Origin of the sequence: Streptomyces sp. NBC_01176, assembly GCF_045039825.1 — a bacterium.
Taxonomy (GTDB): Bacteria; Actinomycetota; Actinomycetes; order Streptomycetales; family Streptomycetaceae; genus Streptomyces.
In genome coordinates, this window is the sequence record NZ_CP108600.1 from 9,085,238 (window position 1) to 9,099,137 (window position 13,900).

Annotated in this window: 10 protein-coding genes; 5 read left to right on the forward strand and 5 right to left on the reverse strand. The window is 70.8% G+C overall.

The annotated features are described in order from the left end of the window. Positions 1-30 precede the first annotated feature (30 nt). Entirely contained in the window at positions 31-1,374 is a 1,344-nt protein-coding gene (locus OG199_RS39540; RefSeq protein ID WP_356800283.1) for an MFS transporter, read from the forward strand. Between the two features lie 87 nt (positions 1,375-1,461). Here the strand turns inward: OG199_RS39540 and OG199_RS39545 are convergent, their stop codons facing one another. Next, positions 1,462-2,367 (reverse strand): Gfo/Idh/MocA family protein, encoded by a 906-nt coding sequence (locus tag OG199_RS39545; RefSeq protein WP_405833682.1) that lies wholly within the window; start codon positions 2,365-2,367, stop codon positions 1,462-1,464. A 200-nt stretch (positions 2,368-2,567) separates the two neighbouring features. On the opposite strand from OG199_RS39545, the gene OG199_RS39550 reads away from it, so the two are divergent. From OG199_RS39550 to OG199_RS39565, 4 genes are all read left to right on the forward strand, one after another. Further along, positions 2,568-3,023, forward strand: coding sequence for a MarR family winged helix-turn-helix transcriptional regulator (locus tag OG199_RS39550; protein ID WP_405833684.1), 456 nt, complete (start codon positions 2,568-2,570; stop codon positions 3,021-3,023). Next, positions 3,020-3,997 (forward strand): ABC transporter ATP-binding protein, encoded by a 978-nt coding sequence (locus OG199_RS39555; RefSeq protein WP_401803666.1) that lies wholly within the window; start codon positions 3,020-3,022, stop codon positions 3,995-3,997. Before OG199_RS39550 ends, OG199_RS39555 begins: the two co-directional genes overlap by 4 nt. Continuing rightward, positions 3,957-4,817, forward strand: coding sequence for an ABC transporter permease (locus OG199_RS39560; RefSeq protein WP_356800280.1), 861 nt, complete (start codon positions 3,957-3,959; stop codon positions 4,815-4,817). Before OG199_RS39555 ends, OG199_RS39560 begins: the two co-directional genes overlap by 41 nt. Positions 4,818-4,943: 126 nt before the next feature. Next, positions 4,944-6,368 (forward strand): M1 family metallopeptidase, encoded by a 1,425-nt coding sequence (locus tag OG199_RS39565; protein ID WP_405833687.1) that lies wholly within the window; start codon positions 4,944-4,946, stop codon positions 6,366-6,368. An 85-nt stretch (positions 6,369-6,453) separates the two neighbouring features. Here OG199_RS39565 and glgB read toward each other — a convergent pair whose 3' ends face one another. The 4 genes from glgB to OG199_RS39585 all read right to left on the reverse strand — a co-directional run bounded on the left by glgB (position 6,454) and on the right by OG199_RS39585 (position 13,855). Further along, complete coding sequence (glgB, locus tag OG199_RS39570; protein WP_405834814.1) at positions 6,454-8,610, reverse strand: 1,4-alpha-glucan branching enzyme; 2,157 nt, start codon at positions 8,608-8,610, stop codon at positions 6,454-6,456. Positions 8,611-8,698: 88 nt separating this feature from the next. After that, on the reverse strand, positions 8,699-10,072 hold the full coding sequence (locus OG199_RS39575) for a maltokinase N-terminal cap-like domain-containing protein (protein ID WP_356809891.1): 1,374 nt from the start codon (positions 10,070-10,072) through the stop codon (positions 8,699-8,701). A gap of 46 nt (positions 10,073-10,118) precedes the next feature. After that, the gene (treS, locus tag OG199_RS39580; protein WP_401803660.1) at positions 10,119-11,840 is read right to left on the reverse strand and encodes a maltose alpha-D-glucosyltransferase; all 1,722 of its coding nucleotides are present in this window, start codon (positions 11,838-11,840) and stop codon (positions 10,119-10,121) included. After that, positions 11,837-13,855, reverse strand: a complete 2,019-nt coding sequence (locus OG199_RS39585; RefSeq protein WP_405833690.1) for an alpha-1,4-glucan--maltose-1-phosphate maltosyltransferase — start codon at positions 13,853-13,855, stop codon at positions 11,837-11,839. Before OG199_RS39585 ends, treS begins: the two co-directional genes overlap by 4 nt. Positions 13,856-13,900 lie beyond the last annotated feature (45 nt).

The following is a 13,900-nucleotide window of genomic DNA, read 5'->3' on the forward strand; positions in this document are numbered from 1 at the left end:
TTCCGCGATAGTGAACCCTGACACCGAAAGATGTATCGAGCAGCCAGGACGGTCGTGGACACGAGCAAGAGCAGTACGGACGGCGCACCGGCACCGCGGGACGGGGCGGTCGGGGCGGCGGACCCCGGACAGCCGGACCGCACCGGTTGGCGCCGCTGGACGATGGACACCCGCCCGTTGCGGCGTCCGGCGTACCGGAGGCTCTGGTCCTCCACCATCGTCACGTCGGTGGGCAGCCAGCTCACCGCCGTCGCCGTCCCCAAGCAGATCTACGACATCACCGGGTCCTCGGCCTGGGTCGGCTACGCGAGCCTCGCCGGTCTGCTGCCGCTCGTGGTCTTCGCCCTGTGGGGCGGCGCCATCGCCGACAGCATGGACCGGCGCAAGCTGCTCCTCATCACCAACACCGGGATAGCCGTCACCTCGCTGCTCTTCTGGATACAGGCCGTCACCGGACTCGACTCCGTACTGGTCCTGATGGTCCTGCTCGCCCTCCAGCAGGCCTTCTTCGGCCTGAACGCACCGGCCCGCACCGCGTCCATCGCCCGGCTGGTCCCCGCGGACGAGCTTCCCGCGGCGAACGCGCTCGGCTCGACCGTCATGCAGACGGGCCTGGTGGCCGGACCCCTGCTCGCCGGCGCCCTGATTCCGGTGATCGGTCTGAGCGAGCTGTATCTGATCGACGCCCTGGCGCTGTGCGTCACCGTGTGGGCGGTCGTACGGCTGCCCTCGCTGCCGCCTCTGACGGGAGCGACGGGCCGTCGCGCGGGCTGGCGCGAGGTCGTCGCGGGGTTCCGCTACATCGCCCTGCACAAGGTGCTGCTGCTGTCCTTCCTCGCCGACATCATCGCCATGGTCTTCGGCATGCCCCGGGCGCTCTTCCCGCAGCTCGCCGCCGAGACGTACGCGCCCTACGGCGAGGGCCTCGCGCTCGGACTGCTGTTCGCGGCGATCCCCATCGGCGCGGTGATCGGCGGACTGATGTCGGGCACCTTCTCCCGCGCGCGCCGGCACGGCCTCATGGTGATCGTCGCGGTGCTGGCCTGGGGGGCCGCCATCACCGGGTTCGGTCTCAGCGGCAGCCTGTGGGTGGCCGTGGCCTTCCTCGCCGTCGCCGGAGTCGCCGACATGGTCTCCATGGTCTTCCGCGGGGCGATCCTGCTGTCGGCCGCCACCGACGAGATGCGCGGCCGGATGCAGGGAGTGTTCACCGTGGTGGTCGCGGGCGGGCCGCGCCTCGCCGACGTCCTGCACGGAACGGCCGGTTCCCTCCTGGGGGCCCGCGCGGCCGTCGCCGGCGGCGGTCTGCTGGTGATCGTCGCCACCCTGGGCCTGGCCGCCGCGACGCCGGCGCTGCGGCGGTACACGGCCTGACCGAGAGGGCGCCGGGGTGCCCGGGCCCACCCTTCGGCCCGGCACCCCGGTCGGTCCGCGTCGCCGGTGCGGGGAGGCGGAGCGACGTCAGCGCGGCGTGGCCTGGTCCATCAGGGTCTGCAGGTGCAGCCCCCGGCGGGCGTCGAGCGCTCCCGACACCCCGGTACGCACGGCCGTCGCGAACTCCCGGCGCAGCACCGGCCAGATCTCCTCGCCGTCGAGTCCGGCGGCGTCGAACACCAGCGGCGGTTGCGGCCCGAAGAGCTCGATCCGGGTGCTGCCGCGCTCGATGTCGACCGACCCCGACAGCGACGCCTGACTGACGGCCCCACTGGCGTGCTCGCAGGTCAGCTCGATCCACCGGCGGGGGTCGCCGGTACCGCGGACCCGGACGATCGTCCCGACGGCCGCGTCCAGCAGATCCAGCAGGTGGGGACCCAGGTCGAGCAGGGCGCCGTGCTCCAGCCGCCAGGACGTGGCGAACTCGCCGCCCAGGAAGGCCCCGTGCAGAAGACACGAACGCGCTCCGGTGACCTCGATCGCCTGCGCCGCGCTCAGGAACTCCCGGGTGGCCGGGTGGTAGCGGTTGCTCAGGACGAGCTGGGAGACGACGCCCGCCTCGGCGACGGCGTCGGCGACCCGCCGCGCCGACGCCAGATCCACCCCGAGCGGCTTCTCCAGCAGCAGCGCCTTGCCCGCCTTCGCGGCCAGGGGCGCGAGTTCCGCCTGGACCGCGGGCGGAACGGCGAACGCGACCGCCTCGCAGCCGTCGAGCAGCTCTTCGAAACGGGCGACCGTGTCGGCTCCGTAGGGCGACGCCGTCTCGCGGGCGGCTTCGACGCGCCGCGCCCACACGGCCGTCAGTCGCGTCTCGGGGCCGGCGGCGAGGACGCGGGCGTGCACGGCCCGCGCCCAGGGGCCGGCGCCGACCAGACCGACCCTGACCGGTTCATGGGGCCAGGGAAGCGAGGTGCCGGTTGCTGTCGCGGTCACTGTGGTTCTCCTTCGGCTGGTGCCCGGCGTCGGGTGGGGAAACTCCATCACGAGGCCCGCCGTCTCGACCAGGGGGGAACGGTCGCCGGGTCGGCCGCGGGGCGGCCGCGCGCGGAAATCGGAACGCGGTGCACCCCCGTCCGCCTCTTCTTGACCCGCCCTTTTGCGAATTACCTCTGACACAGAGCTATTCTCGTGATGTGGAACCGGAGAGCTTTCCCGAGGCACTCGCCGACACCCTGGCCGGGGTGCAGCGGCTGATCCGCCGACGGCTGCGCGGCGGCATGACCGCCCCGCGGCTGCGCGGCGCCGAGGTCGACCTGTTGCGCCTGGTCATGGCACGCCCGGGCATCGGCGTGTCCGAGGCCGCCAAGGAGCTCTACCTGGCGGGCAATTCGGTCTCGACGCTGGTCAACCAGCTGGCGCGGGACGGTTATCTGATCCGGGAGACGGACCCGGCCGACCGGCGCGCCGCGCGGCTCGTGCCCACACCGGCGGCGGACGCACGGCTGCGCGACTGGCGACAGCGGCGCGCGGCCCTCGTACGGAACCAGGTCGCCCGTCTCGACGAAGCCGACCGCGCGGCCCTGGAGGCCGCTCTTCCGGCCCTGCGCAAGCTGGCGGCGAACCTGCACGAGGAGGCCGAGGAGACATGACGCGCTACACGACCGGTGGCGAGGACCCCGGGCACGGCGGGGACGCGCCCGCCGGGGGACCGGACGCCGGGCGCACCCCGGCCGTGCCGGACGGGCCCGGCACGCAGACCGCTGTGGCGGACACCGTCACGGACACCGCGGAGGCGTCCCGGCCGGACGCCGTGACCTGCACGGGGCTCGCCTACGCCTTCGGTGACACGACCGCGGTCGACGGACTCGAACTCTCCGTCCGCGACGGCGAGGTGTTCGGACTGCTCGGGCCCAACGGCGCTGGCAAGACCACGGCGATCCGCTGCATCACCACCCTGCTGCCGGTCCCGGCCGGCACGGTCCGTGTCTTCGGACACGACGCCGCCGGCGAACGCATGGCGGTACGCCGCCTGTTGGGCTACGTACCGCAGCAGCTCTCCGCCGACTCCGGACTCACCGGCCGGGAGAACGTGGAGCTGTTCGCCCGCGTCTTCGACGTCTCCCGCCGGGAGCGGGCGGCACGCGTCGGCCAGGCGCTCGCGGCGGTCGACCTCGTCGACGCGGCCGACCGGCTGGCCAAGACGTACTCGGGAGGCATGGTCCGCCGTCTCGAACTCGCCCAGGCACTGGTCAGCGCGCCCCGGCTGCTGATCCTCGACGAGCCGACCATCGGCCTCGACCCGATCGCCCGGACGAGCGTGTGGGAGCACATCAACGCCGTACGCGCCGCCACCGGGATGACCGTCCTCGTGACGACCCACTACATGGACGAGGCCGACCAGTACTGCGACCGGGTCGCGCTGATGCACCGCGGCCGCGTCCGTGCCCTCGGCACCCCCGACGAACTGAGGACGGGCCTCGCCGAACGGCGCGGCGCCGGGAGCGGTGAACAGCCCACGCTGGAGGACGTCTTCCGTGACATCGCCGGCAGCGGCCTCGACGACAAGTCAGGAGACTTCAGCGATGTCCGAAGCACCCGCCGTACCGCGTCCCGTGTCGGCTGACCTGGCTCACCCGGGCGGTCTCGACCTGCTCGTGGTCCCGCCCCGGGCCCGTACCGGATGGCGGGTACTGCCCGCCCGGGTCGGCGCGATGTGCGCGGTCGAGCTGCAGAAACTCCGGCACGACCGCACCGAGTTGTACACCCGGGCGGTGCAACCCGCGCTGTGGCTGCTGATCTTCGGCGAGACCTTCACCCGGATCAAGGCGATACCCACCGGCGGCATCCCCTACCTCGACTACCTGGCACCCGGCATCATCGCCCAGTCCGCGATGTTCATCGCCATCTTCTACGGCATCATGATCATCTGGGAACGGGACGCCGGGATCCTCACCAAACTCCTCGTCACACCGACCCCGCGTTCGGCGCTCATCACGGGCAAGGCCTTCGCCGCCGGGGTGAAGGCGCTGATCCAGGCGCTTGTGGTCGTCGTCATCGCCGCGCTGCTCGGCGTCGCGATGACCTGGAACCCGCTGCGGCTGCTCGGCGTCGGGGTGGCCGTCGTCCTCGGCTCCGCCTTCTTCTCCTGCCTCTCGATGACCATCGCGGGCATCGTGCTCACCCGGGACCGGTTGATGGGGATCGGCCAGGCGATCACGATGCCGCTGTTCTTCGGCTCCAACGCCCTCTACCCGGTGGCCGTCATGCCCGGCTGGCTACAGGCCATCAGCAAGGTGAACCCCCTGAGCTACCAGGTGGACGCGTTGCGGGGCCTGCTGCTCGGCACCCATGCGCACCTGGCCCTCGACTACGGCGTTCTCGTCGTGGCCGCGGCCCTCGGCATCCTGTCCGCCTCGTCACTGCTGGGCCGCCTGGCCCGCTGACCGCCCGGACACCGGGGCCTCTGCCGGGCGGCCACGCCGGGTAACTTGACCAGAAGGAGAGGGTTTACGGCCGGGCGGACTCATAGGCTGTGCGCCAGTGATCACTGTCGCCCAGGAGGAGTCAACGTGACGTCACGCCCGCAGCAGGTCAGCAGACGCAGCAGCGTCCTTCGCCGGGAGGCCGTCGTCGCCGTGGTCCCGGCCGCCGTCGCGGCCCTGCTCGTAGCGGCCGGTCCGGCGGCGGCCGGTCCGGTGGGCACCTCCGGCGCGGGGGATCCGTACTTCCCGCTGGCGGGCAACGGCGGTTACGACGTCGGGCACTACGGCCTGACCCTCGGATACGACCCCCACAGCCGCCACCTCGACGGCACCGCGGTCGTCACCGCCCGGGCCACCGAACGGCTGACCCGCTTCGACCTCGACCTCTCGGGGTTGAAGGTCACCGGTGTCACCGTCGACCACGTCAAGGCGTCCTACCGTCGTGCCGGACAGGAACTGGTGATCACCCCGCGCCACGCCCTGCGCAGGAACCAGGAGTTCCGGGTCACCGTCACCTACTCGGGCACCCCCAAGCCGGTCACCGATCCGGACGGCTCCCCGGACGGCTGGATCCCCACCGACGACGGGGCGTTCGTGGCCGGTGAGCCGCAGGGCGCGATGACCTGGTTCCCCGCCGACAACCACCCCAAGGACAAGGCCTCCTACGACTTCACGATCACCGTTCCCGACGGAACGACCGCCGTGGCCAACGGCGTTCTGCGCGGGCGGACGACGAGCCACGGCCGTACCACCTTCCGCTGGCGGCAGTCCGAGCCGATGGCCGCCTACCTCGCGACGGCGACGGTCGGGAAGTTCAAGGTCGAGCAGTACACCACCGCCGACGGCCTCAAGGTCTTCAACGCCGTCGACCCCCGTGAGGCGAGCGCCGCGGCGCCCGTGCTGAAGAAGCTGCCTTCCGTGCTCGCCTGGGAGAGCTCCGTCTTCGGCCCCTACCCGTTCCGCGCCGCCGGGGCCATCGTCGACCGGGCTCCGCAGGTCGGGTACGCGCTGGAGACCCAGACGCGGCCCCTGTACGACTCGGCGCCGGACCTGAGCACGCTCGTCCACGAAAGCGCGCACCAGTGGTTCGGGGACTCCGTCGCCCTCACCACCTGGAAGGACATCTGGCTCAACGAGGGCTTCGCGACGTACGCGGAGTGGCTCTACACCGAGCAGCACGGCGGCAGGACCGCGCAGCAGGCCTTCGACGCCCTGTACGCCAAGCCGGCCGGGAACGACCTGTGGGCGTTCGCGCCGGCCGATCCCGGCAGCGGCGAGCACATCTTCGAGACGCCCGTCTACTCGCGTGGTGCCATGGCCCTGCAGAAGCTGCGGACGGCCGTCGGTGACAGGACGTTCCTTCGTATCCTGCGCACCTGGGCCACCGAGCACCGTGCCGGGCACGGCACCACCGCCGAGTTCGTCCGGCTCTCCGAGCGGTTGTCCGGCAAGGACCTTCACGCGCTGTTCCACACCTGGATCGGTACGGCGGGCAAGCCGTCCTCTCCCTGAACCTGCCTTCCCCCGCCCCCTGAAGGCTCCTGTCCCGCCCGGCGTCGGGCGGCGAGCCTTCCCGTGGGCGGGGGCGCGGCCGGGGTCAGGCGGGGCGGAGCCAGAGGGTGCTGAGCGGGGGGAGCGTGAGCCGGATGCTCGCCGAACGGCCGTGGGCGGGGCGGGATTCGGCCTTGACGACGTCCGGGTCGGTGACGTCGCTTCCGCCGTACCGTGCGCTGTCGGTGTTGAGGGTCTCCTGCCAGGCGGGGACGGAGTCGGGGACGCCGAGGCGGTAGGCGTGGCGGACGACCGGGGAGAAGTTGCTGACGGCGAGGAGCGGGTTGCCGTCGCCGTCGTGACGCAGGAACGCGAAGACGTTGTCGTCCGCGGCGTCACCGGTGATCCAGGCGAAGCCGGCGGGGTCCGTGTCGCGCTGCCAGAGAGCGGGTTCCCGGCGGTAGACCGTGTTGAGGTCACGGACCAGGTCCCTGATCCCCCGGTGGTCGGCTTCGGCCGGATAGGCGGGGTCGAGGAGCCACCAGTCGGGCCCCTGCGCTTCGGACCATTCGGCTCCCTGGGCGAACTCCTGGCCCATGAAGAGGAGTTGTTTGCCGGGGTGGGCCCACATGTAGCCGAGGTAGGCGCGGGTGGTGGCGCGTTGCTGCCACCAGTCGCCGGGTGCCTTGGAGGCCAGTGCTCTTTTGCCGTGGACGACCTCGTCGTGGGAGATGGGCAGGACGTAGTTCTCGCTGTAGGCGTAGACCATGGAGAACGTCATCTCGTGGTGGTGGTACTTGCGGTGCACCGGCTCGTGCTGGAGATACTCCAGTGAGTCGTGCATCCATCCCATGTTCCACTTCAGCCCGAACCCCAGCCCCCCGTCCGAGGTCGCCCGGGTGACGCCGTCCCAGGCGGTGGATTCCTCGGCGATGGTGACGACGCCGGGGTTGCGGCGGTAGACGGTGGCGTTCATCTCCTGGAGGAAGGCGACGGCGTCGAGGTCTTCGCGGCCGCCGTGTTCGTTGGGTGTCCACTGCCCGGGCTGGCGGGAGTAGTCGAGGTAGAGCATGGAGGCGACGGCGTCGACGCGGAGTCCGTCGATGTGGAATTCCTGGCACCAGTAGACGGCGTTGGCGACGAGGAAGTTGCGGACTTCGCGGCGTCCGAAGTCGAATTCGAGGGTGCCCCAGTCGGGGTGGGCGGCGCGGCGGGGGTCGGCGTGTTCGTAGAGGGGGCGTCCGTCGAATGCGGCGAGGGCCCATTCGTCGCGGGGGAAGTGGGCGGGGACCCAGTCCATGAGGACGCCGATGCCGGCCTGGTGGAGGGCGTCGACGAGGTGTTTGAAGTCGTCGGGGGTGCCGAGGCGGGCGGTGGGGGCGTAGAAGCCGGTGACCTGGTATCCCCAGGAGCCGCCGAAGGGGTGTTCGGCGACGGGCATGAGTTCGACGTGGGTGAAGCCGAGGTCGGCGACGTAGGCGGGGAGCTGCTGGGCGAGCTGACGGTAGGTCAGGCCGGGTCGCCAGGACGGAAGGTGCACCTCGTAGACGGAGAACGGCGCCTCGTGCACGGGCCGTTCTCCGCGGCTCGCCATCCACGCGTCGTCCCCCCAGACGTGGGACGACCGCGTCACGATCGAGGCCGTCGCCGGCGGGACCTCGGTGCGGCGGGCCATCGGGTCGGCGCGCAGGTTGCGGGAGCCGTCGGGGCGGGTGATCTCGAACTTGTAGAGCTCGCCCTCGCCGATGCCGGGCACGAACAGCTCCCAGACGCCCGTGGAGCCGAGCGAGCGCATCGGATACGCCGTGCCGTCCCAGTGCGAGAACGGTCCGCAGACCCTGACCCCCCGGGCGTTCGGAGCCCACACCGTGAAACGGGTGCCGGTCACGCCCTGATGGTCCATGGGGTGAGCGCCCAACGCTCGCCAGAGTTCCTCGTGGCGGCCCTCGCCGATCAGATGCAGATCCGTCTCGCCCAACGCGGGCAGGAATCGGTAGGGGTCCTGCACCTCGAACGCACGGCCCGCGTACGTCACCGACACCACGTACGCGGGGATCGTGTCGAGCGGCAGCACGGCGGCGAACAGGCCGTCGCCGATGTCCGTCAGCGCGGTACGCCGCCCGTCGACCACCACGGCCACGGCCTCGGCGTACGGACGCAGCGCCCGGAACACGACACCACCCGGCACCTCGTGGGCGCCGAGCAGGGCGTGCGGATCGTGGTGGGCGCCCGACAACAGGCGTGCGCGGTCCGCCGCGTCCATCGGGGCCACCGGCCCCGCGCCGACAGCAGTGGTGGAAACGGCCACGGCTTCATCCTCCTCAAGAGCGAACACGGAACAGGGCGGGTTCTCAGAGACCTTCGGCGAGACGGGCGACCGCCGCCATCGGAACAGGCAGCCAGTCGGGCCGGTGCCGGGCCTCGTACAGCACTTCGTACACGGCCCGGTCCGTCTCGTACGCGCGCAGCAACTCGGGCTCCTCGTGCGGATCCCAGGCGGCCGCGGCGGCGTAGCCGGCGCCGTACGCCTCCCTGCAGCGGTGCGCCCACTCCGGGCGCCAGGGGCGGCGGGAACGCGCGGCGTAGTCGAAGGAGCGCAGCATGCCCGCGACATCGCGGACGGGTGACTGCAGACGCCGCCGCTCGAGGACCGGACGAGCCGGCTCGCCCTCGAAGTCGATGACGGACCACTGGCGCCCCGCCCGCAGCACCTGGCCGAGGTGGAGGTCGCCGTGAATCCGCTGAGACGGCCGCGCCGCGACGTCGAGTGACGCGAGGGCGTCGAAGGCGGAGCGCAACCCCGGTACGTACGGTTCGAGTTCGGGTACCGCGCCGGCGGTGGCGTCGAGGCGCTCGCTCATCGCGGCGGCGAGCTGTTCGTGCTGCAGCGGACTCGGCGCGTGGACGGGGAAGGCCGTCGCCAGTGCCAGATGCACCTCGGCGGTGGCCCGTCCCAGTTCGTAGGCCTCCTCGGTGAACTCCCGTTCCGAGGCGAGTGACTGCAATGCCAGGGTCCAGCCGTCGGCCGCGTCCGGCAGGAACGGCTGGAGCACTCCCAGCGTCGCCTCCCGAGGCTGCGAGGTGCCGAACCACGCCGCGGGGGCGGGCACCCGGGTGCAGCCCTGCCGGGCCAGCGCCCACGGCAGCTCCAGGTCCGGGTTGATGCCCGGCTGGACGCGGCGGAAGAACTTCAGGATGAAGGAATCCCCGTACACGAGCGAGGAGTTCGACTGCTCGGCGTCGAGCAGTCGGGGAGCGAGGCCGGCCGGGACCGTCACGCGTGCGTCGCGTTCGAAGAGCAGCGGCCCCGCTGACCCCGGAGTACGCAGCCGCTCCAGGAGCAGCCCCGTGGCCCGCGGGTCGTGGAGCGCGTCGTAGACACTCATGTCGGCCAGGGGTCCCGCGCTCGCGCGGCCGATGAAGGCATGGGCGAGCCGGGGCGGCAGAACCTTCCGCGCGCCGAGGAGGAGCTGGTAGCAGTCGTCGGGCGGGGGAGTGCCGGATCCACTGTGGGTGGTCCGGCCCAGGTGTTCGGTGTGTACCAGGAGATGCAGGCAGCCCGGGTACAGCTCGGTCGACGACGCCACGCTCAGGCCGGTGACGGGGCGTCCCTTGCCCGCGAACCAGCGTTGCCGCGGCAGCCACTCCCGCAGCAGATCACCGAGTGAGGTGAGCAGCGCGGCGGGGGCGTGGCGGCCCGGACGGTGCAACGCGGTCTTCGGCATGGCGACACGTCCTTTCAGAGGCAGGCGATCTTTGCCGGGCGATGGCTCAGGACCGTTTGACGGCGCTCGGGGCGACCGCGCGGCGGAGCCGGAACCAGTAGAAGCCGTGGCCTGCGAGGGTGAGCAGGTAGGGGAGTTCACCGATGGCGGGGAAGCGGACTCCGCCGATGAGCTCGACGGGGTGGCGGCCGTCGAAGGTCCGCAGGTCGAGTTCGGTGGGCTGGGCGAAGCGGGAGAAGTTGTGCACACACAGCACCAGGTCGTCCTTGTACTCCCGCAGGAAGGCGAGGACGGCGGGGTTGGAGGAGGGGAGTTCGGTGTAGGTGCCCAGGCCGAAGGCCTTGTTCTGTTTGCGGATCTCGATCATGCGGCGGGTCCAGTGCAGCAGTGACGAGGGGGAGGACATGGAGGCTTCGACGTTGGTGACCTGGTAGCCGTAGACGGGGTCCATGATGGTGGGCAGGAAGAGGCGGCCGGGGTCGCTGGAGGAGAATCCGGCGTTGCGGTCGGGGGTCCACTGCATGGGGGTGCGCACGGCGTCGCGGTCGCCGAGCCAGATGTTGTCGCCCATGCCGATCTCGTCCCCGTAGTAGAGGATCGGGCTGCCCGGCAAGGACAGCAGCAGGGCGGTGAACAGCTCGATCTGGTTGCGGTCGTTGTCGAGCAGGGGGGCGAGCCGGCGGCGGATGCCGATGTTGGCGCGCATGCGCGGGTCCTTGGCGTATTCCGCGTACATGTAGTCGCGTTCCTCGTCGGTGACCATTTCGAGGGTGAGCTCGTCGTGGTTGCGCAGGAAGATGCCCCACTGGCAGTTGTTCGGGATCGCGGGGGTCTTCGCGAGGATTTCGGAGACGGGGTAGCGGGACTCGCGGCGCACGGCCATGAAGATGCGGGGCATGACCGGGAAGTGGAAGGCCATGTGGCACTCGTCGCCGCCGGAGGGGAAGTCTCCGAAGTAGTCGACGACGTCCTCGGGCCACTGGTTCGCCTCCGCCAGCAGGACCGTGTCCGGGTAGTGCGTGTCGATCTCCTTGCGCACCCGCTTCAGGAACTCGTGCGTTGCCGGAAGGTTCTCGCAGTTGGTGCCTTCCACCTGGTAGAGGTAGGGCACGGCGTCGAGACGGAACCCGTCGATGCCGAGATCCAGCCAGAAGCGGAGGGCCGCGAGAATCTCCTCCTGGACGGCCGGGTTCTCGTAGTTGAGGTCGGGCTGGTGGGAGAAGAAGCGGTGCCAGTAGTACTGCTTGCGGACCGGGTCGAAGGTCCAGTTGGAGGCCTCGGTGTCGACGAAGATGATGCGGGCGTCCTGGTACTGCTTGTCGTCGTCGGCCCAGACGTAGTAGTCGCCGTAGGGGCCGTCGGGGTTCGAGCGGGACTCCTGGAACCACGGGTGCTGGTCGCTGGTGTGGTTCATGACGAAGTCGATGACGATGCGCATGCCGCGCTGGTGGGCGGCGTCGACGAACTCGACGAAGTCGGCGAGGTCGCCGAACTCGGGGAGTACGGCGGTGTAGTCGGAGACGTCGTAGCCGCCGTCCCGCAGGGGGGACTTGAAGAACGGGGGCAGCCAGAGGCAGTCGATGCCGAGCCATTGGAGGTAGTCGAGTTTCGCGGTGAGGCCCTTGAGGTCACCGACGCCGTCGCCGTTGCTGTCCTGGAAGGAGCGGACCAGGACCTCGTAGAAGACGGCGCGTTTGAACCATTCGGGGTCGCGGTCCTTGGCCGGAGTGTCCTCGAAGGTGTCCGGTACGGGCTCGTTGACGATCATATGGTGGGTGACCCTCCGATCTGCGGTGCCGGTCCGACGGCGAGCACATGTGCACTGCCCGGCTCCAGTCGGACGAAGTTGGTCCTGCCCCAGTAGTACGTCTCGCCGGTGAGCTCGTCATGCATCGGCACGCACTCGTCCCGGTCCAGGCCGAGTTGCGGCATGTCCAACGAGACCGTGGCCTCCTGGGTGTGGTGGGGGTCGAGGTTGACCACCACCACCACCGTGTCCGAGCCTGTGCGCTTGCTGTACGCGATCAGGGCATCGTTGTCGGCTTGGTGGAAGTGAAGGTTGCGCAGTGCGTGCAGGGCGGTGTGGCGCCTGCGGATCCGGTTCAGGCTCGTGATCAGCGGGGCGATGGTCGTGCCCGCACGGGCGGCGGACTCCCAGTCCCGCGGGCGCAGTTGGTACTTCTCCGAGTCGAGGTAATCCTCGCTGTCCGGCGCGGCCGCGGTGTTCTCGCACAGTTCGTATCCGGCGTAGACGCCCCAGGCGGGCGACAGGGTGGCGGCCAGTACGGCCCGTGCCTCGAAGGCGGGCCGGCCGCCGTGCTGGAGGTAGCCGGGCAGGATGTCCGGGGTGTTGACGAAGAAGTTGGGCCGCATGAAGGCGGCCGTCTCGCCCGACAGCCCGGTGAGGTAGTCGGTCAGTTCTTCCTTGGTGTTGCGCCAGGTGAAGTACGTGTACGACTGCTGGAAGCCGACCGTCGCCAGCCTCTCCATGATCGCCGGCCGGGTGAACGCCTCGGCCAGGAAGATCACGTCCGGATCCCTGCGGTTGATCTCGGCGATGACCCGTTCCCAGAAGACCACCGGTTTGGTGTGCGGGTTGTCCACGCGGAAGATGCGGACGCCGTGGTCCATCCAGAAACGGAGCAGGCGCACGCACTCGGCGATCAGCCCCGGCATGTCCTCGTCGAAGGCGATCGGGTAGATGTCCTGGTACTTCTTCGGCGGGTTCTCCGCGTACGCGATCGTGCCGTCGGCACGATGGTGGAACCACTCCGGGTGCTTCTCCACCCACGGGTGGTCGGGAGAGCACTGGAGCGCGAAGTCGAGAGCGACTTCGAGACGCAGGTCCGTCGCCCGGCGTACGAACGCGTCGAAGTCGTCGATGGTGCCGAGAGCGGGGTGGATCGCGTCGTGCCCGCCCTCCGGCGAGCCGATCGCCCACGGCACACCGACGTCCCGACGGCTCGCCGACAGACTGTTGTTGGGGCCCTTGCGGAAGGTCGTGCCGATGGGGTGGACCGGCGGGAGGTAGACGACGTCGAAGCCCATCTCCGCGATGGCGGGCAGGCGTTCGGCGGCGGTACGGAACGTGCCGTGGGCGGACGGGTCCAGCTGTCCGCTCTCCGAGCGCGGGAAGAACTCGTACCAGGAGCCGTACAGCGCCCGCTCGCGCTCCACGAGCAGCGGCAGCGGCAGCGAGTGCGAGACCCGTTCGCGCAGCGGGTGCGCGGACAGGACGGAGGTCACGTCCGGGGTCAGGGCGGCCGCGAGACGGGCGGCCGGTGGTTGCGACGCGTCGCGCAGCCCTTCGGCCGCGGCCCGTACCGCCGTCCGTCCGTCCGCGTCCGGTACGCCGGCCGCGGCGCGCTCGAACAGCGCGGCGCCTTCCTCCAGGATCAGCTCCGTGTCGATGCCGGCCGGGACCTTGATGCCGGCGGCCAGGCGCCAGGCGGCCACGGGGTCGCTCCAGGACTCGACCAGGTACGTCCAGTGGCCGACGGAATCCGGCGTGACCTCGGCGCCCCAGCGGTCGGTCCCGGGGGCGAGTTCGCGCATCGGGGTCCAGGGACCGGCCAGCCCCGTCGGACCGCGCAGGACGACATTGGCGCCGACCACGTCGTGGCCCTCACCGAAGACGGTCGCGGTGACCTGGAAGCTCTCCCCGCAGACGGCCTTGGCGGGGCGACGCCCGCACTCGACCACCGGGCGGACGTCGACGACCGGGATCCGGTCGACCGGAGTGGGGTCGATCGGGTCACGGCCGTCGGCCGGGTGTGCGTCCATGTCCTTCGCCTCCGCCGTTCTCGATCGCGCCTGCCATTCCGACTT